Here is a 24143-nt window from a genome sequence, read left to right as displayed (position 1 = left end):
TCTTTCATGAGTGATTACAGCTGCGGGCATAATTACCCTGGACGAGTATCAACCGATGGCCCCGTGACTTAGTGCAATGTCGTCAACCTCACGGCTGTCGACCGCGCGAGGGGCGCAAATAACGTCGGTGGCCTGTTTTTCATAAGGGAAAACAGCACCAGATAGTGGAAATGCCTGAGAGAATAAAGAAAACCCGTGCATCCCATACTGCTGTCCAGGCCGCAACCCGCAGCCCGCTAAGTGCCTGATTTCGCATTACGTCTTACGCCATTGCTGCGTGTCTGCTCAATCCGGCAAAATGACAATTTCGCTCGGTTTCTGCCCTGAAATGCATCAGTTAGGAAACTCAGGCATTATTCCATTGCTAACCTTCATATAGCAAGGCGACTTTAGCCAGCTTGTGAAGTTTCTTTACATTTAACGCGTTAATGTGTCCGACAATGCAGCGCTTTGCTGAAAAAGCCAGCAGAGAGGCGACTTGCCGTCACACCAACTCCTGAGTTAAGCACAGAAAAAGGGGTGGCGCTATCAGGGGACACTATTTAGAATCGCCGCCATGAAAACAGAGAATCCCGGCGTACATTTTGTCGCCATCACGGCTGAAAATGCCGGACAACGCATTGATAACTTTTTGCGCACCCAGCTTAAGGGTGTGCCAAAGAGCATGATTTATCGCATCGTACGCAAAGGCGAGGTGCGGGTGAATAAAAAGCGCGTTAAGCCAGAGTACAAGCTGGAGGAGGGCGATGAGGTACGCATTCCGCCTGTTCGGGTAGCGGAACGCGATGAAGACGCTGTTTCCCCTAAACTGGCAAAGGTTGCCTCACTGGCTGATGCCATCCTGTTTGAGGATGAGTCGCTGCTGGTAATGAATAAGCCTTCCGGTACCGCCGTGCATGGGGGCAGCGGACTTAGCTTTGGCGTCATTGAAGGGTTACGCGCCCTGCGACCTGAAGCGCGCTTTCTGGAATTAGTGCATCGCCTCGATCGCGATACCTCAGGTATTCTGCTGGTTGCTAAAAAGCGCTCGGCGCTGCGTTCTCTGCATGAGCAACTGCGTGAAAAGGGCATGCAGAAAGATTACCTGGCTCTGGTGCGCGGTAACTGGCCCTCACATCTGAAGGTGGTTCAGGCACCGCTGCTGAAAAACATCCTGCAGAGCGGAGAGCGTGTTGTGCGCGTCAGCAGTGAAGGCAAGGCGTCGGAAACCCGCTTTAAAGTGGAAGAGCGGTTCGACTTTGCCACCCTGGTAAAAGCGAGTCCGGTCACCGGACGCACACATCAGATTCGCGTTCATACACTGCATGCCGGGCATCCCATCGCCTTTGACGATCGTTACGGCGAACGTGACTTTGACAGTCAGCTGGCCTCAACCGGATTAAAACGGCTGTTCCTGCACGCAGCGGCGCTGACCTTTACCCATCCTGGCACGGGCGAAGTAATGCGGGTCGAAGCGCCACTCGATGATGGGCTGAAGCAATGCCTGAATAAACTGCGTCAGATGAAGGCGTAACGGCTCTCCGGTATCAGTCCGTTAAAGGATTGATACCGGCCTGCTGCAACATCTCATTCAGCGCAATCAGCGGCAGCCCAATCAGCGTATTGGGATCGCGGCCCTCCAGTCGATCAAACAGACAAATTCCCAGCCCTTCACTTTTAAAACTGCCGGCACACTGCAGCGGCTGTTCTTTTTCCACGTATCCAGCGATTTCGGCGTCGGTTAAGGTGCGGAAATGCACCACAAAGGGCTCACAGCACTGCAGCAGTCTGCCACTGCCCGGATGAAAAAGGGCCAGACCGGTATAGAAGGTAATGGCTTTACCGCTGGCGGCACGCAGTTGCGCGCATGCATTCTCCGCCGTGTGAGGCTTTCCGGTGATCGTGCCATCCAGCACGCAGACCTGATCCGAGCCGATGATCCAGTGGCTGGGCCAGGTTTTTGCCAGCGCCTGCGCTTTTGCCACGGCCAGGCGTGTTACCAGCGCTTCGGCGGTTTCACCTGGCACGGGGGACTCATCAACCTCCGGCACGGCGGTCATAAATGGCAAGCCAAGCTTATGCAGTAAAGCCTGCCGGAAGGGCGACGTTGAAGCTAAAAGAATCGATGGTGTCATTTTTTTTCAATAGTGATAGCGAATTGGTGGCAGTCATTTTAAACTGTGCGCCGCACTGGATGCGAATAGTGGTTGAAAGATGCTGTTTAACGGCCTTTTTCTTTGACTCTATGACATTACAAAGTTAATATGCGCGCCCTATGCAAAAGGTAAAATTACCCCTAACGCTGGACCCTGTCCGCACCGCTCAGAAGCGCCTTGATTATCAGGGTGTCTACACATCTGTACAGGTGGAGCGTGTGGCCGAGTCGGTCGTTAGTGTGGACAGTGATGTGGATTGTGCCATGTCGTTTGCGGTTGATAACCAGCGTCTGGCGGTACTGACGGGTACTGCTGAAGTACAGGTGACGTTGCGTTGTCAGCGCTGCAACCAGACCTTTCCCCATCACGTAAAAGTGAGTTACTGCTTCAGCCCTGTCTCTTCTGAAGAGCAGGCCGAAGCATTACCGGAAGCGTACGAGCCGGTCGATGTCAACGAGTTTGGTGAGATCGATTTGCTGGCGGTTGTCGAGGATGAACTGATTCTCGCGCTGCCGGTCGTTCCGGTGCACGATTCTGAACACTGTGAAGTGTCCGAGGCGGACATGGTCTTTGGTAAACTGCCTGCAGAGGCGGAGAAACCAAATCCATTTGCCGTATTAGCCAGTTTAAAGCGTAAGTAATAGGAGTAAGGTCCATGGCCGTACAACAGAATAAACCCACCCGTTCTAAGCGTGGTATGCGTCGTTCGCACGATGCGCTGACCACTGCTGCTCTGTCAGTAGATAAAGTTTCTGGCGAAACTCATCTGCGTCACCACATCACTGCGGATGGTTACTACCGCGGTCGCAAGGTTATCGTTAAGTAAGTTTCTTGCTTAGCAAGGCGATACCTTGACACGTTTGACCCTGGCGATTGATGCCATGGGCGGGGACTTCGGTCCCTGCGTGACAGTGCCTGCAGCATTGCAGGCACTGGCCTCTCATTCGGAACTTTTCCTTCTTCTGGTCGGCAATCCCGACACCCTCATGCCATTGCTTGCCAAAGCGGATTCCTCCCTGACGGGGCGTTTGCAGGTTATCCCTGCCGAATCGGTTATTGCAAGTGATGCGCGGCCTGCTCAGGCCATCCGGAACAGTCGCGGCAGTTCAATGCGTGTCGCGCTGGAGATGGTCAAAGAGGGACGTGCACAGGCCTGTATCAGCGCCGGTAATACCGGTGCACTGATGGGGCTATCAACACTCTTATTAAAACCGCTGGACGGTATCAAACGCCCGGCGCTGATGTCCGTTTTACCGCACCAGCAGCAGGGTAAAACGGTGGTACTGGATTTGGGCGCGAATGTTGACTCAGACAGTGCCATGCTGGTGCAGTTTGCTGTGATGGGGTCGGTAATGGCTGAGCATGTGCTTGGTATTTCACGGCCCCGTGTCGCGTTGCTCAATATTGGTCATGAAGAGACTAAAGGGCTGGAAACTATTCGCGATGCCGCAGTAGTACTGCGAGAATCACCGCAAATCAACTATATTGGTTACCTCGAAGGCAATGACCTGCTTACCGGTAAAACGGATGTGATGGTCTGTGACGGTTTTGTCGGAAACGTCACGCTGAAGACAATGGAAGGCGTGGTAAGAATGTTTCTTTCTCTGCTGAAGTCATCAGGGGAAGGTAAAAAACGGTCATGGTGGCTGACGTTGCTGGGACGCTTAATCCAGAAACGCCTGGCGAAGCGCTTCGGGCAACTCAACCCTGACCAGTACAATGGCGCTTGTCTGTTAGGATTGCGCGGAACAGTGATCAAGAGTCACGGCGCAGCAAATCAACACGCTTTCGCCGTGGCGATAGAACAGGCAGAGCAGGCGGTGAGGCAGCAAATTCCCGAGCGAATTGCTGCGCGCCTTGATGCTGTATTAGCCAGGAGTGACAAAGCCTAGATGTATACCAAAATTATCGGTACGGGCAGTTATCTGCCCAGCCAGGTTCGCACCAATGCCGATCTGGAAAAAATGGTGGAGACGTCGGACGAGTGGATTGTGACCCGTACGGGCATCCGTGAGCGCCGCATTGCTGCGCCTGACGAAACCGTCGCCACCATGGGATTCAGTGCGGCGCAACGCGCCCTTGAAATGGCCGGCGTTGACGCGAACGAGATTGGGCTGATTATTGTCGCCACAACCTCTTCCAGCCACGCCTTCCCAAGCTCCGCCTGCATGATCCAGCAAATGCTGGAGATCAAAGACTGTGCGGCATTTGACCTTGCTGCCGCCTGTGCAGGTTTTACCTATGCGCTGAGCGTGGCCGATCAATACATTAAAAATGGCGCGGTTAAACACGCTCTGGTGATTGGTGCTGATGTTCTGGCGCGCGCGCTGGATCCTGAAGATCGCGGTACCATCATCCTGTTCGGTGATGGCGCTGGTGCGGTCGTGCTGGGTCAGAGCGAAGAGCAGGGGATTATCTCAACTCATCTTCATGCTGATGGTCGCTATGCCCAGTTGCTGACGCTGCCTTATCAGGATCGCGCTCATCAGGATCAGCCTGCTTATGTCACAATGGCAGGCAACGAAGTCTTCAAAGTCGCGGTTACCGAGCTGGCTCACATCGTTGACGAAACGCTTCAGGCCAATAATCTCGATCGCGAAATGCTGGACTGGCTGGTGCCGCATCAGGCTAATCTGCGCATCATCAGCGCCACCGCGAAAAAACTCGGTATGACCATGGATAAAGTAGTCGTTACACTGGATCGTCACGGCAATACCTCTGCCGCATCGGTGCCAAGTGCACTGGATGAAGCGGTTCGTGATGGCCGCATCAAACCCGGACACCTTATTTTGCTGGAAGCCTTTGGTGGTGGATTCACCTGGGGTTCTGCGCTGGTTCGCTTTTGATTGACAGGAACGAAAGATGACGCAAATTGCATTTGTTTTTCCAGGTCAGGGTTCACAGACCGTGGGCATGCTGACTGAATTAGCCGCGACCTATCCGCTGGTTGAAGAGACCTTTCGTGAAGCCTCGGACGCGCTGGGATATGATCTGTGGCAGTTAGTGAGTCAGGGTCCGGCTGAAGAGCTGAATAAAACCTGGCAGACTCAGCCTGCATTGCTTGCCGCCTCGGTGGCTATCTATCGTGTCTGGCAGCAGCAGGGCGGTCAACAGCCAGTCCTGATGGCCGGTCACAGCCTGGGTGAATACTCTGCGCTGGTTTGCGCCGGTGTGCTCAGCTTTGCTGATGCCGTGAAGCTGGTTGAGCTGCGCGGCAAACTGATGCAGGAAGCCGTGCCAGAAGGCACTGGCGCGATGCAGGCGATTATTGGCCTGGATGACGCAGCTATTCGCAAAGCCTGCGAGGAGAGCGCGCAGGGACAGGTGGTTTCACCGGTTAACTTCAATTCGCCGGGCCAGGTGGTCATTGCGGGTAACAAAGAAGCCGTTGAGCGTGCAGGTGCTGCCTGTAAAGCCGCGGGCGCTAAACGTGCCCTGCCACTGCCCGTCAGCGTGCCTTCCCACTGCGCACTGATGAAGCCCGCAGCGGATAAACTGGCGGTCGCGCTGGAAAACATTACGTTTGCTGCGCCTGCGGTGCCAGTGATTAATAACGTCGATGTGAAAGCAGAAACCGATGCTGCGGCAATCCGGCATGCGCTGGTTCGTCAGCTTTACAGCCCGGTTCGCTGGACTGAGAGTGTGGAAGCGATGGCAGAACAGGGCGTTACGCAACTCCTGGAGATGGGTCCAGGTAAAGTCCTGACCGGTCTGACGAAACGTATTGTCGATAGTCTGACAGCGGCTGCCGTTAACGATACAGCATCCCTGACAGCTGCACTCGGTAAGGAATAAGAGGAAAATCATGAGCTTTGAAGGTAAAGTTGCGCTGGTTACCGGCGCGAGTCGCGGCATTGGTCGTGCGATTGCAGAAACCCTGGCGGCACGTGGTGCTAAAGTTGTGGGTACTGCAACCAGCCAGAATGGCGCCGACGCCATCAGTGCTTACCTTGGCGACAAGGGTAAAGGCCTGTTACTGAATGTGACAGATGCTGACTCCATCAGCAGCGTTTTAGAGAATATTCGCGCGGAATTTGGCGAAGTGGATATTTTAGTCAATAATGCAGGCATTACGCGTGATAATCTCCTCATGCGCATGAAGGACGATGAGTGGGAGGATATCTTAGATACTAACCTCACATCGGTATTCCGCCTTTCTAAGGCGGTCCTGCGTGCCATGATGAAAAAGCGCGTGGGCCGTATCATCACCATTGGTTCCGTTGTTGGAACCATGGGTAATGCGGGCCAGGCAAACTACGCGGCAGCTAAAGCGGGTTTGATTGGTTTTAGCAAATCACTGGCGCGCGAAATCGCGTCACGTGGCATTACCGTCAACGTCGTGGCTCCAGGCTTTATTGAGACTGACATGACGCGGGCACTGAACGAAGATCAACGTTCCGGTATTTTGGCGGAAGTCCCTGCGGGTCGCTTAGGCGATGCACAGGAAATCGCCAATGCTGTCGCATTTTTAGCCTCTGACGAAGCAGCCTACATCACAGGTGAAACGCTGCACGTCAATGGCGGAATGTACATGGTCTGATAAATCACGAAATCATTTGCTTTATTTGCGGTTAAAACCGCAAAATAACGCAAAATCGTGGTTCGACCAGCCGGGATTTTGTTGCATCTTTTTCACCATTTTATACACTACGAAAACCATCGCGAAAGCGAGTTTTGATAGGAAATTAAATAGTATGAGCGATATCGAACAACGCGTTAAGAAAATCATCAGTGAGCAGCTGGGTGTGAAAGAGGAAGAAGTCACCAACTCTGCATCTTTCGTAGAAGACCTGGGTGCCGATTCTCTTGATACCGTTGAGCTGGTGATGGCTCTGGAAGAAGAGTTTGATACTGAGATTCCAGACGAAGAAGCTGAGAAAATCACTACCGTTCAGGCAGCGATCGACTATATCAATAGCCATAAAGGCTAATGAATATCTTCAGGCGGTCGCTCGACCGCCTGATTTTTTTGTTTGTCCCACATAGTTCCCTATTTCCCCTCCCTGGAGGACGAACGTGTCTAAGCGTCGTGTAGTTGTGACTGGTCTTGGCATGTTGTCTCCTGTCGGCAATACCGTAGAGTCTACCTGGAGTGCTCTCCTTGCCGGTCAGAGCGGCATTACCCTGATCGACCATTTTGATACCAGTGCTTATGCAACGCGTTTTGCAGGTCTGGTAAGAGGTTTTAATTGTGATGACTACATCTCGCGCAAAGATCAGCGCAAGATGGATGCCTTCATCCAGTACGGCATTGTAGCCGGTATGCAGGCCATGCAGGACAGTGGTCTGGTTGTCACCGACGAAAATGCAGGCCGTGTTGGCGCGGCAATTGGCTCCGGCATCGGTGGTTTAGGTCTGATTGAAGAGAATCATACTTCACTGGTCAACGGCGGTCCGCGCAAAATCAGCCCATTCTTTGTGCCTTCAACCATCGTTAACATGGTGGCGGGGCATCTCAGCATCATGTATGGCCTGAAAGGTCCAAGCATCTCTATCGCGACAGCCTGTACCTCTGGTGTGCACAACATCGGTCATGCTGCACGTATCATCGCTTATAACGATGCTGACGTGATGCTGGCGGGTGGCGCAGAGAAAGCCAGTACGCCATTAGGCGTGGGTGGTTTTGGTGCAGCACGTGCCCTCTCAACCCGAAACGAAAACCCGCAAGCGGCCAGCCGCCCGTGGGATAAAGATCGCGACGGTTTTGTGCTGGGTGACGGTGCCGGCATTGTGGTACTCGAAGAGTACGAGCATGCGAAGAAGCGTGGCGCAAAAATCTACGCTGAAATCGTAGGTTTTGGTATGAGCAGCGATGCCTACCACATGACTTCACCACCAGAAGATGGTTCAGGTGCCGCGGCGGCCATGATCAATGCGCTGCGCGATGCCCAAATGACGCCAGAGCAGATTGGCTATGTCAACGCGCACGGTACGTCCACGCCAGCGGGTGATAAAGCGGAAGCGCAGGCGGTGAAATCGGTCTTCGGGGCAGCGGCCAGCAGTGTGATGGTCAGCTCAACCAAATCAATGACCGGGCACTTGCTGGGTGCCGCAGGCGCTGTTGAAGCGATTTACTCGATTCTGGCACTGCGCGACCAGGCTGTTCCTCCGACTATCAATCTCGACAATCCGGATGAGGGCTGCGATCTTGACTTCGTACCTCACACCGCGCGTCAGGTTTCTGGTCTGGAATACACGCTGTGTAACTCTTTCGGATTCGGCGGAACCAACGGTTCATTGATTTTCCGTAAAGTGTAATCGTTGCTGATTGCTAAAAAGGCCCGCGATGCGGGCCTTTTTTTATCCTGCAAAATGCGGTGAAATCAGAGGTCACGCTCAGGAGAGAACGATGTGGATTAACGGGTTCAGACAATCGACAGTGGCCGCCAGCGACCGCGCACTGCAGTTCGGCGATGGCTGTTTTACTACCGCCGCCGTGCGTCAGGGTAAAATTGTGATGCTGGAAAGCCATATTCAGCGCCTTAAAGATTGCTGTGAGCGGTTATGGATCGCTGGCGTCGACTGGCATCAGCTTGAGACCGAGATGAAGCAGGCCGCTTATGAACAAACCCAGGCGGTGCTGAAAGTGATTATCAGCGCGGGCAGCGGCGGGCGGGGTTACAGCCGTCGCGGCTGTGGCGAACCTGTGCGAATCGTCTCTCTGGCCGCCTGGCCACAACACTACACCGATATACAGCAGCGTGGTGCCCGACTCCGGCTTAGTCCGATTCGTCTGGCGCGAAACCCGCAATTTGCCGGTATCAAGCACCTGAACCGCGTGGAGCAGGTGATGATCCGGGCTCATCTTGACCAGACAGACGCCGACGAGGCGCTGGTGCTTGACACTGAAGGTTGGGTGGTGGAATGCTGTGCGGCCAATTTATTCTGGCGTCAGGGCACGCAGATTTTCACGCCCGATCTCTCGGCATCGGGTGTCGATGGCATTATGCGGCGGAGTCTTATGGCGCAACTTGCTGCCGCAGGTCAGGCTTGCCAGATAGTGAAAAGCGAACCGGCGCAACTGCTGGCCGCCGATGAAGTGGTGATATGTAACGCGCTGATGCCGGTTCTGCCGGTCCGACAGATAGAAGCGGTGCAGTTTACTGAGCGCTCGCTGTTTAAGCAGCTGCTGGCAAGCTGTGAACAAATAATGGATGCATCATGATTCGAAGTAAAAAGATTCTCGTCAGCCTGCTGGCAATCGTCGTTCTCGCAGCGGTGCTGAGTTACTGGCAGGTTAAGCAGTTTGCTGCCACCCCATTGACGCTGAAACAGGAAACGATTTATACGCTGCCTGCCGGCACGGGGCGGGTTGCGCTTGAAGCGCAGCTGGAAGAGCAGAAAATTATTCCCCACAGTATCTGGTTTGGTGCGCTGCTGCGTCTGGAGCCGGAACTGGCGACCTTTAAGGCGGGCACTTATCGCCTTGAGCCAACCATGACCGTACGCTCGCTGTTACAGCTGCTGGCCAGCGGCAAAGAGGCGCAATTCCCGGTGCGGTTCGTCGAAGGTCAGCGGCTCAAAGAATGGCTGAGTGAACTGCGTAAAGCGCCCTACATCCGGCACACCCTGAAAGACGATCAGTTCGCCACCCTGGCCAGCGCACTCAAGGTGGAGCCTGAACAATTGGAAGGCAACTTCTTCCCGGATACCTATCTCTACACGGCGAACACCACCGATATGGCGCTGTTGCAGCGGGCGCATGATCGGATGAAAAAGACCATTGATGCGGTGTGGCAGGGACGGGCGGACAATCTGCCCTATAAAACGCCACAGGATATGGTGACGATGGCCTCCATCATTGAGAAAGAGACCGGTGTCAGCGAAGAGCGCGCACGTGTCGCCTCGGTGTTTATTAATCGCCTGCGCACGGGAATGCGGTTGCAGACCGATCCCACCGTCATCTATGGCATGGGTGACAGTTATAACGGCACGCTGACCCGCAAAGATCTTGAAACCGCCAGCGCGTACAATACTTACACGATTAACGGGCTGCCGCCTGGCCCGATTGCCATGCCGGGCAAAGCATCGCTGCAGGCAGCAGCGCATCCTGAAAAAACGAACTATCTCTACTTCGTTGCAGACGGGAAGGGTGGACATACGTTCACCACCAACCTTGCCAGCCATAACAAAGCGGTGCAGATTTACCGGCAGACACTGAAGGAAAAAAATGAACAGTAAGTTTATCGTCATTGAAGGCCTGGAAGGCGCCGGAAAGACCACTGCGCGTGATGCTATTGTTGCCACGCTGCGCGCCCGGGGCATCAACGATCTGGTCTTTACCCGTGAACCGGGCGGCACGCCGCTGGCAGAACAGCTGCGGACACTGGTCAAGCAGGGGATTGAGGGTGAGCAGGTTACGGATAAAGCAGAGCTGCTGATGCTCTATGCAGCGCGCGTTCAGCTGGTGGAGACCGTCATCAAACCTGCGCTGGCTCGCGGTGCCTGGGTGATTGGCGATCGACACGATCTCTCTTCTCAGGCTTACCAGGGCGGCGGTCGGGGACTCGACAGTGAACTGATGCAGACGCTGCGTGATGCTGTCTTAGGCGATTTCCGTCCCGACCTGACGCTCTATCTGGATGTGACACCTGATATTGGTCTCCAGCGTGCCCGTGCACGTGGCGAGCTGGATCGTATTGAGCAGGAGTCATTGCGCTTCTTTGAGCGCACCCGCGCGCGCTATCTGACGCTGGCAGCAGACGATCCCACCATTCTTACCATTGATGCCACTCAGTCGCTGGAAGAAGTGACCGCGTCACTTAAAGCGACGCTGGATAGCTGGCTGGCGGAGCAGGCGTGATGAACTGGTATCCGTGGCTGAATCAGCCTTACCGTCAGGTGATCAGTCAGCACCAGGAAAATCGCGCGCACCATGCGCTGATGATCCAGGCGATGGCGGGCATGGGCGATGAGGCACTGGTCTGGGGAATGAGCCGCTGGCTGATGTGCCAGCAGCGGGATGGTCTGAAAAGTTGCGGAGAGTGCCACGGTTGTCAGCTGATGCAGGCCAACACCCATCCTGACTGGTATCGACTTGAGGCAGAGAAGGGCAAAAGTACCCTGGGCATTGATGCGGTGCGTCAGGTGACGGAAAAGATGTATCACTTTGGTCAGCAGGGCGGCGCGAAAGTGGTCTGGCTGCCAGATGCTGCGCAGCTTTCGGAAGCCGCAGCTAACGCACTGCTGAAAACCCTTGAAGAGCCGCCTGCCAACAGCTGGTTCTTCCTCAGCAGCCGTGACCCCTCACGCCTTTTGGCCACGCTGCGCAGCCGCTGCATGACGCTTCATCTGACACCGCCGGACGAAGGACAAAGTCTGCTCTGGCTGAAGAAGCAATCCTCCCACGATGAACAGATGCTGCTGGCAGCGTTGCGCCTGGGCGCGGGCGCACCCGGAGCGGCACTGAGCCTGCTGGAAACCGGACCGTGGCAAGCCCGTCAGAAGCTTTGTGACGCGCTGCCCGCTGCGTTACAGCAGGACATCCTGCAACTGCTGCCTGCACTGAACGCGGACGACGCGGCCGCACGTATCGGCTGGCTGCTCTCGTTATTGCTGGATGCCATGAAATGGCAGCAAAATGCGGGACAATGGCTGAGTAATATTGATCGACAGGATGTGGTGCAGCTCCTGGCCGGTTACTTTTCCGCCAGTGCGCTCAACAGCAGCACCCAGGCATGGATGCGCTGTCGTGAGCAGTTACTGCATGTGGCGTCAGTCAATCGCGAATTATTGCTGACCGATCAGCTCCTGAGCTGGGCGGACCTACAGAAGCCCGCGCTGGTCGGCTAAACCTACCTGAGAGTAATTATGTTTATTGTTGATTCCCATTGCCATCTTGATGGCCTGGATTATGAAAAGAACCACCGTGACCTTGATGATGTGATCGCTAAAGCAGCAGCGCGTGACGTGAAATTTATGCTGGCTATTGCCACCACGCTGCCGGGTTTTCACACCCTGAAAAGTCTGGTTGGCGATCGAAAAAACATTGCCCTCTCCTGCGGCGTGCATCCGCTGAATCAGGAAGAGGCCTATGACGTTGAGGAGTTTCGCCGGCTCTCTGCCGATCCTCAGGTCGTGGCACTGGGTGAAACCGGGCTGGATTATCACTATCAGCCAGAGACCAAAGATCAGCAGCAGCGCTCATTCCGGGAACATATCCGTACCGGCATCGCGCTGAATAAACCGATTATTGTTCATACCCGGGATGCACGCGAAGATACGCTGGCGATTTTGCGTGAAGAGCAGGTCGAGCGTTGTGGCGGCGTGCTGCATTGCTTCACCGAGGATCAGCCCACCGCCGCAAAGCTGCTGGATATGGGCTTTTACATCTCATTTTCCGGTATTGTCACCTTCCGCAATGCTGAACAGTTACGCGAAGCTGCGCGTTATGTGCCGCTGGACAGGATGCTGGTGGAAACGGATTCACCTTATCTGGCACCCGTGCCGTATCGCGGTAAAGAGAATCAGCCCGCTTATACGCGCGATGTTGCCGAATATCTGGCCGTATTAAAAGGCGTGGATATGGAAACGCTGGCCGCTGCCACCACTCAAAACTTTTCAACGCTGTTTCATATCCCCATGAGTAAGCTGGGCGGCTAACCGTCTTTTATTTCACTCTCTGTAATTAATCTGCAACCTGCTTATATGACCCTGTCTATTCAGCCAGGGTCAGCTTTTTATCGTCGATTACTCGTGCGGATCAGTCAGAAATTTCGTAAAGTGCGCGGCTCTGTTTGTTGAAACGTGATAGCCGTCAAAGTAACAATTCGGGATTTATTTTACCCTTCGTAATAAATCAAAAGGCGGTCACCGCCAGCCCGGCAAAGAACCCTCCCTCTTTGCCACGCGCTCTGCGCAAATATGCACTCATACTCAGGAGCTTCACGCTATGTTCAAAAATGCTTTTGCCAACCTTCAAAAGGTCGGTAAATCGCTGATGCTGCCGGTATCGGTTCTGCCGATTGCCGGTATTTTGTTAGGGGTCGGTTCAGCCAATTTCAGCTGGTTACCAGCAGTGGTTTCCCATGTAATGGCAGAAGCGGGTGGATCGGTGTTCGCCAACATGCCACTGATTTTTGCTATCGGCGTGGCGCTGGGCTTTACTAACAACGACGGCGTTTCGGCACTGGCCGCCGTTGTCGCGTATGGCATCATGGTGAAAACCATGGCGGTCGTTGCACCGCTGGTGCTGCATCTGCCAGCGGCAGAGATCGAGGCGAAACACCTCGCCGATACCGGGGTGCTGGGCGGTATCATCGCCGGTTCCATCGCCGCTTACATGTTCAACCGCTTCTACCGCATCAAGCTGCCAGAATATCTGGGCTTCTTTGCCGGTAAACGCTTTGTGCCGATTATCTCTGGCCTGGCGGCGATTGTGCTGGGTGTGCTGCTCTCCTTTATCTGGCCACCCGTCGGTGCTGCGATTCAGGAGTTCTCACAGTGGGCGGCCTATCAGAACCCGGTTGTTGCCTTTGGTATCTACGGCGTTGTTGAGCGCGCGCTGGTGCCATTTGGTCTGCATCACATCTGGAACGTACCTTTCCAGATGCAGATTGGTGAATATACCAATGCGGCAGGTCAGGTATTCCACGGCGACATCCCACGTTACATGGCAGGTGACCCGACCGCAGGTAAACTCTCAGGTGGCTTCCTGTTCAAAATGTACGGTCTGCCAGCAGCCGCGATTGCTATCTGGCATTCAGCGAAACCTGAAAACCGTGCCAAAGTTGGCGGCATCATGATCTCTGCTGCGCTGACCTCATTCCTGACCGGTATCACCGAACCGATTGAATTCTCATTCATGTTCGTGGCGCCGATTCTGTATGTGATCCATGCGCTGCTGGCAGGTCTGGCCTTCCCAATCTGTATCCTGCTCGGAATGCGTGATGGCACCAGCTTCTCACACGGTCTGATCGACTTCATCGTGCTGAGCGGCAACAGCAGCAAAATCTGGTTGTTCCCGATTATCGGCATCATCTACGGCCTGGTTTACTACACCGTATTCCGCGTCCTGATTGCGAAACTGGATCTGAAAACGCCTGGCCGTGAAGAGAGCAGCAGCAGCGAGCAGTCTACCGCGACCGGAACGGAGATGGCGGGCAAACTGGTAGCTGCGTTTGGTGGTAAAGAGAACATCACCAACCTGGATGCCTGTATCACCCGTTTACGTGTCAGCGTTGCTGATGTAGCGAAAGTGGATCAGTCTGAGCTGAAAAACCTCGGCGCTCGTGGCGTGGTGGTTGCGGGTTCCGGTGTACAGGCAATTTTCGGAACCAAATCCGATAACCTGAAAACCGATATGGATGATTACATCCGCAGCATGTAATCATTAAGAGATGAAAAAGCCCCGCTAAGCGGGGCTTTTTTTTGGCCAGGACTCAGAGGTAAACACGCAGATACTCAGTCAGACAGAGCAGGGCCATCGCCTGACCGTACGGCATGGAGGTCAGGGGAACCGTGCGGTAGTAGTCCAGGTCACTGCCCATTGCAGTACCAAAAGAGACCTGCTTCAGCTCGCCATCTTCATCAATATTGGCAATTACTCCGTGCAGCGCTTTTTCTGCCACCTCTCGATACGCAGCGGGCAGATAACGCTTGCGCACCGCTTTCAGGATGCCATAGGCAAACCCGGCGGTGGCAGACGCTTCCGGATAGCTGTGCGGATCATCGAGCAGGGTGTGCCACAATCCGCTGCTGTGCTGACAGGCCTTCAACGCGTTGACCTGGCTCTCCAGCACCTGCTGCAGAAAGCGACGGGTCGCGTGATGTTCAGGCCAGTTCATCATCTCCAGGAAGTCGGGAATGACAATCGTCACCCAGCTGTTGCCGCGCGCCCAGCGCGCATTGGCGAAGTTATGGCGGCCATCAAAGTTCCAGCCGTGAAACCATAAGCCGGTTTCGCGATCCATCAGATACTGGGTATGCAGCAGAAACTGATAGCTCGCTTCTTCAACCCACTCATCGCGCTTCAGCAACTGACCAATTTTAGCCAGCGCCATTACGCTCATCATCAGCGTATCGTCCCAGAGCTGCTGGGTGTTCTCATTGTTATAGACAATATGCTGCAAGCCGCCCTGTTCAGTACGCGGCATTTCATACATGACCCATTCTGCCCAGCGCTCCAGCACCGGCACCCAGGCCAGGTTTCTGGTCTCTTCATAACGATAAGCCAGCGTCAGAAAGGGGCACACGGTATTCACGTTTTTGGTCGGCGTGCCTTCCGCCAGACGCTGCGTAAACCATCTGTCAATGATGGCCAGCGTCTGCGCGTCACCGGTCTGCTGATAGTAGTGCAGCATGCCGTACAGGCCGATGCCGTGTGTCCATTCCCAACCCGCCCAGCCTTTAGTATCAATCACCCGGCCATCGTCCAGCCGTAATAAAAATTCGCCTGTTTCATCCGTGATATTGACCAGATTCTGAGTCAGTTTCTGAATCAGCTGAACCAGTTCGCTGCGTGGCAGCAGATACTCAGGCTGGCACAATAAGTTGCTGTGTTTAACGGGAAATACAGTCATGGTCTATTCCTGTCGTTTTAAGGTGGTGTTTAAAGAAGGGGTTAATACGGGATGTGCGGTAAGTTTTTGCGGCGCGGGCTTGTTGCGATTAAGGAAGCCAATGTTGTTATTACCCCACAGATTCTCGTAAGGCATGCCTGCCAGCGTTTCGACAATGCTCCGTGCTTCCGGGGTGAGACTTTCCGGCACGATACGGCCTGCCTCGCGCATCTTCAGCGTCTCCTGGCGCAGCACGGTGTGCGTCTGCAAATTCAGTTTAAAACGCAGTGAGACAATAAAGCCGCAGGTCAGCACGGCCACCGTGCCGATGCTGAGAATCGCCAGAATAGTGTGGCTGACGCCCGGCGCCTGCGTGGCCTGGCCAGATACAAAGCCGGAGAGCTGCAGCACGATGCCCACCAGCATGACGGCACCCGCCTGGGACGCTTTACGCGTCAGGGTCATGATGCCGGCAAATATCCCTTCACGGCGCTGACCGGTGATCACCTCATCCACATCGGCGATATAGGTGTAGGTGTTCCACGGCACATAGTTGATGCCGCCACGCCCCAGGCCTGCGACGGCAGAGATCACCAGCAGCAGAGACATGTTGTCGTTCATTCCGGTATACCAAAGACCGGCATAGGAGAGCGCGGCGAGGCCAAAGAGTATGGCGACCAGACGATAGGCAGGGGCCGGTCCCATACGGATACAGAGCGGGATCATCACCATCACAGCAATAAACTGCAAGACTGCCATTGTGCCCATCAGGCTGGAGGCAACCTGTGCACTCTGCATCAGCACAAACACCACGTACCATGTAAAGACGGCGTTAAACACATCCTGAGCAATATAGCCGCCGAGATACATGCCAAGGTGTTGCCGGAAGATACGGATACGTAAGGTTGAGGCCAGTTCGACATAGAGCCGTTTAAGACTCTGCATCAGCGTCAGCTGCTGCTTTTCCTGCTCCGCACGGCGTGATTCGGCAGAAAAGTCATCGGGGTGACGTTCCCAGGTAAAGCACCACACCAGCGTCAGTACCAGCGCGCAAATTACTGAGAACACCAGGCTGGCATAGAAAAAGGAGAGGGGATTTTCTTTGCCCAGCATGCTCAGCAAAATACCGGGTAAGAATGCGGCCAGTATCGCTGATAATTGTGCCAGACCAATTCGCGCCCCGGAAAAGCGGGTCTTCTGTTTAAAGTCGTCGGTCATTTCCGGCACCAGCGTTTCATAAGGCACCAGAATCATGGTGTAGACGATATCAAACAGCAGGTAAGTGCAGAGATACCACCAGAAACTCATGTCGCTAACCCACATCAGGCTATAACTGAAGACACAGGGTATGCCGAGCAGGATAAAGAATTTCCGGCGGCCAAAACGTTTGCCCAGCCAGGTTGAACCGAAGTTGTCGGTAAGGAAGCCCATCAGCGGGCTGACCACGGCGTCCAGCACGCGAGCGGCGGCGAAAATCAGCGTGGCCTGAATGGGGGTTAATCCACAAAAGGTCGTGTAAAAATAGAGTAACCAGGCGGCAGTCAGCGCCGTTGTGCCTGCTCCGAGAAAATCGCCAGATCCATAGGCCAGATAGTGGCCAGGACCAATTTTACGTGAGCGCATGTGTGAGGCTCCTTAATGTTATGGGGCAATTTGACCGGGTGACGCCAGACATCTCCCCCGGACTGATTAGCAAAGTAGAGCTGACGCGGCGGTTAAACCTTCGCAATCTGGCAACCAAAAGCGTTGAAGTGGCAATCAGGCAAAGAAAAGGGGGGCATAATTCTAATTTATAAAACAGCGTTTCATTTTTATGTGATGGCGGCTGCTTTATGGGTATTCATACTGGGGTTTCAGGCAGGGGAGTGAGGGGGTGCTGCAAAGGCACGCGAACAATGCAAGAAAAGTGGTACTGAGGTTGAAAGAAAACAAATTTCTCCCGCATACTGATTGATTACGACTCAGGCTAAAGGAATTGCACCATGGCTGAAGAAACTATTTTTAGTAAAATTATCCGCCGCGAAATCCCCGCTGATGTGGTTTACCAGGACGAGCTGGTCACGGCCTTCCGTGATATTTCGCCTAAAGCACCGACGCATATTTTAATCGTGCCGAATGTGCTGATCCCCACGGTCAACGAGGTGGAAGCCGCGCACGAGCACGCGCTGGGACGCATGTTTACCACCGCGGCGAAAATCGCCCGCCAGGAAGGTATCGACCAAAATGGTTATCGTCTGATTGTGAACTGCAATCAACATGGTGGTCAGGAGGTTTATCACATTCATATGCATCTGCTGGGCGGCGAACCGCTGGGTCCGATGCTCTCTAACTGATAACGGAAACGTGCTATGCGATCCTGGCTGACTGGCCTGCCGATCCTGCTCTGCCTGACGGCTTGCAGCAGTGATAAACCGATGATCAATACGTCACAGTCACTGGTGATGGAGTCCTCTGTGCTGTCGGCAGGGATTATTACCGATGAGCCGACGCTGGATGAGAACGATGGACTCAAACGTGCCACCAGCGTGCTCTATAATCAGCGCGAAACACCGGTCGTTGTGCACTACCGTTATTACTGGTATGACGACAAAGGGCTGGAAATCACCCCGCAGGAACCGGCGCAGACCGTCACCGTTCCGGCGCAGGGCAGCATAGTCGCCGCCTCGCAAATGGGTAACCTGACTGCCAGTAAGGTTCGTCTTTATCTCTATCTTTAAGGATTTTCATCGTGATACGCAGTTTTAATCGTACCGGAACGCTTCTGATGGCGCTCATTCTGACCGGCTGTGTTGTGAAACAGCAGCAGCAGCCTGCACCGGTTGAACCGACCCAGCCCGCTGAGCCAACCCAGCCCGTTCCGCAACCTGAACCGGTACCGCAACCGCAGCCTGTGCCGCAGCCGCCAAAACTGGTGACTATCAACTGGGATGCCACCGTTCAGCCGCTGGTGGCGCAGATGTTACAGGCCGCCAGCGCCGAGCCTGGCAGCGTGCTGCTGGTCGATCGGATCAAAAACAGCACCAATGGCTCGCTGCAAAGCGACAAAGCCACGGCAGCAATCCAGAATGCGCTGAATAATAACGGTAAATTCACCCTCGTCTCTGCAGATCAACTGGCACAGGCCAAGCAGACGCTGGGATTATCGCCGGATGACAGCCTGAACTCGCGCAGTAAAGCCATTGGCCTGGCGCGTAACCTCAACGCACAGTATGTGCTCTACAGTAACGCGCGTGGCGATGTTAAAACACCGACCCTGCAGATGCAGCTGATGCTGGTTCAGACCGGCGAGATCATCTGGTCCGGCAACGGCATTGCTCAGAATTAATCCGGCATTCCAGCGGATCATTGAACAGGTCACGGGCGAACCAGACAAAGCATTGATTATGCCGCTGGCCGGTCTGACCGGACACAGCCAGAAGATTGTCAGCCCGTCCGGCACCTTTATCGTTCGGGCGACACCGCAACCGGCTATTCCCTTTGTGGACCGGCAGCGAGAATTCCGACTGTTACGAAAGTTGAGAACCACGGGGCTGGCGCCGCAGCCCGTAGCGTCACATCGTCAGGGAATTATCCTGACCTGGTGCGCGGGCGAGGCGCTGGATGCACAACGCTTCGGCGAGCAACGTCCGCAGATCGTGGCCCTTCTGAAGCAACTGCACCAGCAGCCGCTGACCGGCTATCAACTGTCGATGTTATCGCTACTGTGGGATTACTGGCAGCTTACACCTCAGCGGCATCATCGCTGGCTGCGAGCGCTCAGGCGCCTGACGCAGCAGGGTGAGCCCCGGCCGCTGAGGCTGGCACCGCTGCACATGGATCTGCATGCCGGTAATGTCATACAAGGTCCCGAAGGCCTGCGTCTGATTGACTGGGAATATGCCGCCGATGGCGACGTGGCGCTGGAACTGGCGGCCGTCTGTGCCAGCGATCCGCAGCACGATGCCGAATGGCTGGCAGAGTATGCAGCGGCGATGCAGCTGCCGCTTCCCGCGCTGGTGCAGCAGGTCAGACGCTGGCAACCCTGGCTGCGCTTGCTGATGGCCAGCTGGTATCAGCTGCGTGCCAGTCAGAGTGAAAACGAAACATTACACCAGCTGGCCCGACAGAGCTGGGAACAGATTTAATCGCGTTATGCAGCTGCATAACGCCACAGGATTCAGGTTATGAGAACACATTTACCCGGCCCGCTGATGCTTGACGTTGAGGGCTATGAACTGGATGGCGAAGAGCGCGACATCCTGAAGCATCCGCTGGTCGGCGGCTTAATTTTATTTGCCCGAAATTATCACGACCCGGCTCAGCTGGCAGAGCTGGTGCGGCAGATCCGCGCGGCCTCTCACTCCCGGCTGGTGGTTGCGGTGGACCAGGAGGGCGGTCGCGTTCAGCGTTTCCGTGACGGCTTTACTCAACTGCCCGCGATGCAATCCTTCGCCGCGCTTCACGATGCAGACACCGCAGGTGAGATGGCGCAGCAGGCGGGCTGGCAGATGGCGGCCGAAATGATCGCGATGGATATCGATATCAGCTTTGCGCCGGTGCTCGACATTGGTCATATCAGCGCTGCCATCGGCGACCGCTCTTTCCACGCCAATCCGGCCATTGCTCTTGCTGTTGCCCGCCGCTTTATTGCGGGGATGCACGAGGCAGGCATGAAGACCACAGGTAAACATTTCCCGGGGCATGGTGCGGTCAGCGCCGATTCGCATAAAGAGACGCCACGGGATCCGCGCGACGAAAAAACGCTGCGTGAGCATGACATGGCGATCTTCAGCAAGCTGATCACCGAGCAGGCGCTGGATGCCATCATGCCTGCTCACGTCATCTACACCGACGTTGATCCGCTGCCCGCCAGCGGCTCGCCATACTGGCTGAAAACCGTGTTGCGCGAGCAACTGGGCTTTAATGGTGTGATTTTCTCCGACGATCTGTCGATGGAGGGCGCCGCCGTGATGGGAAGCTATTCTGAGCGGGCGCAGCAGTCCCTTTCTGCCGGTTGTGACATGATTCTGGTCTGCAATCAGCGCCAGGGAGTCATCAGTGTGCTGGATAACCTGATCCCGGTCGGGTCAGAGCGCGTGACGCAGCTGTATCATCAGGGCAGGTTTACCCGCGGTGAGCTGCAGGCTACGCATCGCTGGAAAACCAATGCCCAGCAACTGAGTGCGCTTCAGGAACGCTGGCTGGCTCACAAGGCGTCGTGGTAAGCAGTGACTGCCCGGCGCTATCTCAACCCTGAGGATTATCATGATCATTTATCTGCACGGTTTTGATTCCAACAGTCCGGGCAATCACGAAAAGGTGCTGCAACTGCAATTTATCGATCCTGACGTCAGGTTGATCAGTTACAGCACCCGCCATCCTAAACATGATATGCAGTTTCTGCTGAAAGAGACCGATAAGATGCTGACGCTGTCCGACGATGACCGCCCTCTGATTTGCGGTGTCGGGCTGGGCGGCTTCTGGTCAGAGCGCATCGGGTTTTTGTGCGGCATCCGCCAGGCGATCTTCAATCCCAACCTCTTTCCGCAGGAGAATATGGAAGGGAAGATCGACCGTCCCGAGGAGTATCAGGATATCGCCACCAAATGCGTCAGCGATTTTCGCGAGCGCAATCGTGACCGCTGTCTGACCTTCCTCTCCCGTCATGATGAGGCGCTGGACAGCCAGCGCATCGCCGACCAGCTGCATCCGTTTTATGACATCGTCTGGGATGAGACAGAAGGGCACAAATTCAAAAACATATCCCCACACCTTCAGCGGATAAAATCTTTTAAAACATCAGGTTAAACATGTCAGGCACCGCAAGGTGCCTGTTTTCGTTACGTAATTATCTGAGTTTTATTTCTCCGCTTTGATGTATATCAATATTCTTATGTTCTCCTCTTCCCGCCATGCTATTCTGGCCGCAGATTGCGATTTTAACTTCGCCAACCCTATGTTTCTTAAGGTTTAATTTAACCTTTGGTTAACTTTTGGTTCACAATTTGAGGGGGTCTTTGTTGACTACGTCTGTTAAGAGAATTGTTATTGTCGGCGGGGGAGCGGGCGGCCTGGAAATGGCGACGCAATTGGGCCATAAACTGGGTCGTAAAAAGAAAGCCGAAATTATCCTGGTTGATCGTAACCATAGCCATTTGTGGAAGCCGCTGCTGCACGAAGTGGCCACGGGTTCGATGGATGAAGGCATTGACGCACTGAGCTATCTGGCCCATGCCCGCAACCACGGTTTTGAGTTCCAGTTGGGTTCGCTCACCGATATCGATCGCAGCCGCAAAGTGATCCGCCTGGCCGAAGTGCTGAACGCACAGGGCGAAGTGCTGGTGCCACAGCGTGAAGTGGCCTACGACCAGCTGGTCATGGCGCTGGGCAGCACCTCCAATGATTTCGGAACGCCGGGTGTCAAAGATCACTGCATCTTCCTGGATAATCCACATCAGGCGCGTCGTTTCCACAACGAAATGCTCAACCTGTTCCTGAAATTCTCTGCCAGCGAAGGCAAGGTCGAGAAAGTGAACATCGCTATCGTGGGCGGCGGCGCAACAGGCGTTGAGCTGTCAGCGGAGCTGCACAACGCGGTGAAACAGCTGCACAGCTACGGCTTCAAAGGCCTCGGACGCGAAGCGCTGAACGTGACGCTGGTGGAGGCGGGCGAACGTATTCTGCCTGCACTCCCACCGCGCATCTCTGCTGCTGCGCACCAGGAGCTGACCAAACTGGGCGTGCGCGTTCTGACGCAGACCATGGTCACCAGCGCTGAGCGTAATGGCCTGAATACCAAAGGCGGCGAGTTTATCGAAGCCGACCTGATGGTCTGGGCAGCAGGGATCAAAGCGCCTGACTTCCTGAAAGAGATTGGCGGACTGGAAACCAACCGTATCAACCAGCTGGTGGTGAAAGAGACCTTGCAGACCACGCTGGACGATGACATTTACGCCATTGGCGACTGTGCCTCCTGCGCCCTGCCGGGCGGCGGTTTTGTTCCGCCACGTGCCCAGTCGGCGCACCAGATGGCCTCACGCGCGATGGAAAACATCCTGGCGCAGCGTCACGGTAAACCGCTGAAAGCCTATGTCTATAAAGACCATGGCTCGCTGGTGTCGCTTTCCCGCTTCAGTACGGTCGGCAGCCTGATGGGTAACCTGATGCGTGGCTCGATGATGGTGGAAGGGCGTATTGCACGCTTTGTCTACATCTCACTCTACCGTATGCACCAGGTCGCGCTGCACGGCTACTTTAAAACTGGCCTGATGATGCTGGTGGGCAGCATTAACCGGGTGATCCGTCCCCGGCTTAAGCTGCACTAAGCAAGCGTAATCAGTCTGGTCAAGGCTAAGCCTCCTCGATATTGAGGGGGCTTTTTTTTTGCGCCAGACTGGTGGGGAGTCGCGGCTGGCGGACAGCCGTGCAACGGTTTATTCGTCGCGCTGGAGCCCCGTTCAGTCAGCTATGCCGCGCGAACCCTGAGGCGTCAGCGTGAATGGGATATCACCAGTCTGACTGGTTTACAGCCGCTTATTGTTCCTGCGAATCGGCTCACTGTATCGAATCTGACAGGGTTCATGTGTCAATATGATCAGGGCGTAGCGCCAATATTGGTCATCTCTTAATGTATTGAATTTGAAGTGATTAAAGTAAATTCTGGTGTCGATTACTTCTGGCTTACATCTCATCAGAACTCTCCTAAAAACTGGCCCTGATAGCAAAGTGACCAATTTCCTCCATTTATCTGATGTTGCATTTTCGGTCCATCTGTAAAACTTCATCTCAACAAACACGGCGCGTCGCGCACGCCGGTTATACCTCAGTTAACGAGGATGCTTTAACAGCAGGATTGCGCGGTAACACTTTTCAGGAGGAACTTCCTGTGAATAAATCAATGTTAGCGGGTATCGGTATTGGTGTAGCAGCAGCGCTGGGTGTTGCAGCCGTAGCAGGCATGAATGTGTTTGATCGCGGTCCTCAATACGCTCAGGTACTCTCTGCAACACCAATCAAAGAGAGCATCAAACAGCCACGTCAGGAGTGCCGGAACGTCACACTGACCCACCGTCGGGCCGTACAGGATGAAAACCGTCTTGCTGGCTCTGTATTAGGTGCAGTGGCAGGTGGGGTGCTGGGTCACCAGTTTGGTGGCGGTCGCGGCAGGGATGTAGCGACAGTAGCGGGTGCGGTAGCGGGCGGTTATGCCGGTAATCAGGTCCAGGGTGGACTGCAGGATCGGGATACCTACACCACAACCGAACAGCGCTGCAAAACAGTTTATGATAAACAAGAGAAAAAACTGGGATATGACGTGACCTATAAAATAGGCGATCAGCAGGGTAAAATCCGCATGGAAAATGACCCCGGCACGCGTATTCCTCTGGATCGCAATGGTCAGCTGGTTCTCAACGGCGATCAGGCGTAATTGGGCAAAGCTTTGCTGCACTCGCGGCCACACAGCACGACGTAATAGTGAAATAATGAAAAAGGCGCATCGTATGATGCGCCTTTTTTTATCGCCATTTCC

The 24143-nt window shown here is 54.7% G+C and carries 26 protein-coding genes; 23 read left to right on the top strand and 3 right to left on the bottom strand.

Features of this window, described 5'->3' with window-relative positions:
* Positions 1 to 556 precede the first annotated feature (556 nt).
* On the top strand, positions 557 to 1513 hold the full coding sequence (rluC, locus tag EE896_RS12140; protein WP_003849873.1) for a 23S rRNA pseudouridine(955/2504/2580) synthase RluC: 957 nt from the start codon (positions 557 to 559) through the stop codon (positions 1511 to 1513).
* Positions 1514 to 1526: 13 nt separating this feature from the next.
* On the opposite strand, the gene EE896_RS12135 is transcribed toward rluC, so the two are convergent.
* Entirely contained in the window at positions 1527 to 2114 is a 588-nt protein-coding gene (locus EE896_RS12135; protein WP_140915876.1) for a Maf family protein, read from the bottom strand.
* A 140-nt stretch (positions 2115 to 2254) separates the two neighbouring features.
* Between EE896_RS12135 and yceD the strand changes: the two genes are divergently transcribed.
* From yceD to ptsG, 14 genes are all read left to right on the top strand, one after another.
* Positions 2255 to 2776, top strand: a complete 522-nt coding sequence (gene yceD, locus EE896_RS12130; protein ID WP_008925931.1) for a 23S rRNA accumulation protein YceD — start codon at positions 2255 to 2257, stop codon at positions 2774 to 2776.
* A gap of 14 nt (positions 2777 to 2790) precedes the next feature.
* Complete coding sequence (rpmF, locus tag EE896_RS12125) at positions 2791 to 2961, top strand: 50S ribosomal protein L32 (RefSeq protein ID WP_003849870.1); 171 nt, start codon at positions 2791 to 2793, stop codon at positions 2959 to 2961.
* A gap of 25 nt (positions 2962 to 2986) precedes the next feature.
* Positions 2987 to 4027 (top strand): phosphate acyltransferase PlsX, encoded by a 1041-nt coding sequence (plsX, locus tag EE896_RS12120; RefSeq protein WP_003849869.1) that lies wholly within the window; start codon positions 2987 to 2989, stop codon positions 4025 to 4027.
* Positions 4028 to 4981 carry a beta-ketoacyl-ACP synthase III gene (locus tag EE896_RS12115; RefSeq protein WP_003849868.1) on the top strand — a complete coding sequence of 318 codons (954 nt, stop codon included), beginning with the start codon at positions 4028 to 4030 and terminating at the stop codon, positions 4979 to 4981.
* Between the two features lie 16 nt (positions 4982 to 4997).
* The gene (gene fabD / locus EE896_RS12110) at positions 4998 to 5930 is read left to right on the top strand and encodes an ACP S-malonyltransferase (protein WP_003849867.1); all 933 of its coding nucleotides are present in this window, start codon (positions 4998 to 5000) and stop codon (positions 5928 to 5930) included.
* A 10-nt stretch (positions 5931 to 5940) separates the two neighbouring features.
* Positions 5941 to 6675: a 3-oxoacyl-ACP reductase FabG gene (gene fabG, locus EE896_RS12105; protein WP_003849866.1), complete on the top strand. Its 735-nt coding sequence runs from the start codon at positions 5941 to 5943 to the stop codon at positions 6673 to 6675.
* A gap of 154 nt (positions 6676 to 6829) precedes the next feature.
* Positions 6830 to 7066: an acyl carrier protein gene (acpP, locus tag EE896_RS12100; protein ID WP_003849865.1), complete on the top strand. Its 237-nt coding sequence runs from the start codon at positions 6830 to 6832 to the stop codon at positions 7064 to 7066.
* An 85-nt stretch (positions 7067 to 7151) separates the two neighbouring features.
* On the top strand, positions 7152 to 8393 hold the full coding sequence (fabF, locus tag EE896_RS12095; RefSeq protein ID WP_008925932.1) for a beta-ketoacyl-ACP synthase II: 1242 nt from the start codon (positions 7152 to 7154) through the stop codon (positions 8391 to 8393).
* Positions 8394 to 8484: 91 nt separating this feature from the next.
* Positions 8485 to 9300 (top strand): aminodeoxychorismate lyase, encoded by an 816-nt coding sequence (gene pabC / locus EE896_RS12090; protein WP_003849862.1) that lies wholly within the window; start codon positions 8485 to 8487, stop codon positions 9298 to 9300.
* Positions 9297 to 10316 carry a cell division protein YceG gene (yceG, locus tag EE896_RS12085; RefSeq protein ID WP_003849861.1) on the top strand — a complete coding sequence of 340 codons (1020 nt, stop codon included), beginning with the start codon at positions 9297 to 9299 and terminating at the stop codon, positions 10314 to 10316. The genes pabC and yceG overlap by 4 nt, the downstream gene beginning before the upstream one ends.
* Positions 10306 to 10938, top strand: coding sequence for a dTMP kinase (gene tmk / locus EE896_RS12080; RefSeq protein WP_003849860.1), 633 nt, complete (start codon positions 10306 to 10308; stop codon positions 10936 to 10938). The genes yceG and tmk overlap by 11 nt, the downstream gene beginning before the upstream one ends.
* Positions 10938 to 11927, top strand: a complete 990-nt coding sequence (holB, locus tag EE896_RS12075; protein WP_078804279.1) for a DNA polymerase III subunit delta' — start codon at positions 10938 to 10940, stop codon at positions 11925 to 11927. Before tmk ends, holB begins: the two co-directional genes overlap by 1 nt.
* 18 nt (positions 11928 to 11945) lie before the next feature.
* On the top strand, positions 11946 to 12737 hold the full coding sequence (locus EE896_RS12070) for a metal-dependent hydrolase (RefSeq protein WP_140915877.1): 792 nt from the start codon (positions 11946 to 11948) through the stop codon (positions 12735 to 12737).
* Positions 12738 to 13026: 289 nt separating this feature from the next.
* Entirely contained in the window at positions 13027 to 14463 is a 1437-nt protein-coding gene (ptsG, locus tag EE896_RS12065; RefSeq protein WP_003849857.1) for a PTS glucose transporter subunit IIBC, read from the top strand.
* A 52-nt stretch (positions 14464 to 14515) separates the two neighbouring features.
* On the opposite strand, the gene bglB is transcribed toward ptsG, so the two are convergent.
* Together bglB and EE896_RS12055 are read right to left on the bottom strand one after the other, a co-directional pair.
* A complete protein-coding gene (gene bglB / locus EE896_RS12060) occupies positions 14516 to 15655 on the bottom strand; it encodes a beta-galactosidase BglB (protein WP_105099311.1) in 1140 nt (379 codons plus the stop codon).
* Between the two features lie 3 nt (positions 15656 to 15658).
* Positions 15659 to 17257 carry an MFS transporter gene (locus tag EE896_RS12055; RefSeq protein WP_008925937.1) on the bottom strand — a complete coding sequence of 533 codons (1599 nt, stop codon included), beginning with the start codon at positions 17255 to 17257 and terminating at the stop codon, positions 15659 to 15661.
* A 359-nt stretch (positions 17258 to 17616) separates the two neighbouring features.
* On the opposite strand from EE896_RS12055, the gene hinT reads away from it, so the two are divergent.
* From hinT to EE896_RS12015, 8 genes are all read left to right on the top strand, one after another.
* A complete protein-coding gene (hinT, locus tag EE896_RS12050) occupies positions 17617 to 17967 on the top strand; it encodes a purine nucleoside phosphoramidase (RefSeq protein ID WP_003849854.1) in 351 nt (116 codons plus the stop codon).
* 15 nt (positions 17968 to 17982) lie between these two features.
* Positions 17983 to 18351 carry a YcfL family putative periplasmic lipoprotein gene (locus EE896_RS12045; protein ID WP_003849853.1) on the top strand — a complete coding sequence of 123 codons (369 nt, stop codon included), beginning with the start codon at positions 17983 to 17985 and terminating at the stop codon, positions 18349 to 18351.
* An 11-nt stretch (positions 18352 to 18362) separates the two neighbouring features.
* Positions 18363 to 18959 carry a penicillin-binding protein activator LpoB gene (gene lpoB, locus EE896_RS12040; protein ID WP_003849852.1) on the top strand — a complete coding sequence of 199 codons (597 nt, stop codon included), beginning with the start codon at positions 18363 to 18365 and terminating at the stop codon, positions 18957 to 18959.
* 16 nt (positions 18960 to 18975) lie between these two features.
* Positions 18976 to 19758 (top strand): thiamine kinase, encoded by a 783-nt coding sequence (thiK, locus tag EE896_RS12035; protein WP_110411774.1) that lies wholly within the window; start codon positions 18976 to 18978, stop codon positions 19756 to 19758.
* Between the two features lie 39 nt (positions 19759 to 19797).
* On the top strand, positions 19798 to 20838 hold the full coding sequence (gene nagZ, locus EE896_RS12030; RefSeq protein ID WP_140915878.1) for a beta-N-acetylhexosaminidase: 1041 nt from the start codon (positions 19798 to 19800) through the stop codon (positions 20836 to 20838).
* 40 nt (positions 20839 to 20878) lie between these two features.
* Positions 20879 to 21421, top strand: coding sequence for an alpha/beta hydrolase YcfP (gene ycfP, locus EE896_RS12025; protein ID WP_003849849.1), 543 nt, complete (start codon positions 20879 to 20881; stop codon positions 21419 to 21421).
* 212 nt (positions 21422 to 21633) lie between these two features.
* Positions 21634 to 22938: an NAD(P)/FAD-dependent oxidoreductase gene (locus tag EE896_RS12020; RefSeq protein ID WP_003849848.1), complete on the top strand. Its 1305-nt coding sequence runs from the start codon at positions 21634 to 21636 to the stop codon at positions 22936 to 22938.
* A gap of 560 nt (positions 22939 to 23498) precedes the next feature.
* The gene (locus EE896_RS12015) at positions 23499 to 24041 is read left to right on the top strand and encodes a glycine zipper 2TM domain-containing protein (protein WP_003849847.1); all 543 of its coding nucleotides are present in this window, start codon (positions 23499 to 23501) and stop codon (positions 24039 to 24041) included.
* The last annotated feature ends 102 nt before the right edge of the window (positions 24042 to 24143 follow it).

The organism is Pantoea eucalypti, from assembly GCF_009646115.1.
Lineage (GTDB): Bacteria > Pseudomonadota > Gammaproteobacteria > Enterobacterales > Enterobacteriaceae > Pantoea > Pantoea eucalypti.
This window is presented reverse-complemented; position numbering and strand designations above follow the sequence as displayed.

Coding starts and splice junctions, on each gene's coding strand:
- rluC (WP_003849873.1), top strand. CDS start 557: ATGAAAACAGAGAATCCCGGCGTACATTTTGTCGCCATCACGGCTGAA.
- EE896_RS12135 (WP_140915876.1), bottom strand. CDS start 2,114: ATGACACCATCGATTCTTTTAGCTTCAACGTCGCCCTTCCGGCAGGCT.
- yceD (WP_008925931.1), top strand. CDS start 2,255: ATGCAAAAGGTAAAATTACCCCTAACGCTGGACCCTGTCCGCACCGCT.
- rpmF (WP_003849870.1), top strand. CDS start 2,791: ATGGCCGTACAACAGAATAAACCCACCCGTTCTAAGCGTGGTATGCGT.
- EE896_RS12115 (WP_003849868.1), top strand. CDS start 4,028: ATGTATACCAAAATTATCGGTACGGGCAGTTATCTGCCCAGCCAGGTT.
- fabD (WP_003849867.1), top strand. CDS start 4,998: ATGACGCAAATTGCATTTGTTTTTCCAGGTCAGGGTTCACAGACCGTG.
- fabG (WP_003849866.1), top strand. CDS start 5,941: ATGAGCTTTGAAGGTAAAGTTGCGCTGGTTACCGGCGCGAGTCGCGGC.
- acpP (WP_003849865.1), top strand. CDS start 6,830: ATGAGCGATATCGAACAACGCGTTAAGAAAATCATCAGTGAGCAGCTG.
- pabC (WP_003849862.1), top strand. CDS start 8,485: ATGTGGATTAACGGGTTCAGACAATCGACAGTGGCCGCCAGCGACCGC.
- yceG (WP_003849861.1), top strand. CDS start 9,297: ATGATTCGAAGTAAAAAGATTCTCGTCAGCCTGCTGGCAATCGTCGTT.
- tmk (WP_003849860.1), top strand. CDS start 10,306: ATGAACAGTAAGTTTATCGTCATTGAAGGCCTGGAAGGCGCCGGAAAG.
- holB (WP_078804279.1), top strand. CDS start 10,938: ATGAACTGGTATCCGTGGCTGAATCAGCCTTACCGTCAGGTGATCAGT.
- EE896_RS12070 (WP_140915877.1), top strand. CDS start 11,946: ATGTTTATTGTTGATTCCCATTGCCATCTTGATGGCCTGGATTATGAA.
- ptsG (WP_003849857.1), top strand. CDS start 13,027: ATGTTCAAAAATGCTTTTGCCAACCTTCAAAAGGTCGGTAAATCGCTG.
- bglB (WP_105099311.1), bottom strand. CDS start 15,655: ATGACTGTATTTCCCGTTAAACACAGCAACTTATTGTGCCAGCCTGAG.
- EE896_RS12055 (WP_008925937.1), bottom strand. CDS start 17,257: ATGCGCTCACGTAAAATTGGTCCTGGCCACTATCTGGCCTATGGATCT.
- hinT (WP_003849854.1), top strand. CDS start 17,617: ATGGCTGAAGAAACTATTTTTAGTAAAATTATCCGCCGCGAAATCCCC.
- EE896_RS12045 (WP_003849853.1), top strand. CDS start 17,983: ATGCGATCCTGGCTGACTGGCCTGCCGATCCTGCTCTGCCTGACGGCT.
- nagZ (WP_140915878.1), top strand. CDS start 19,798: ATGAGAACACATTTACCCGGCCCGCTGATGCTTGACGTTGAGGGCTAT.
- ycfP (WP_003849849.1), top strand. CDS start 20,879: ATGATCATTTATCTGCACGGTTTTGATTCCAACAGTCCGGGCAATCAC.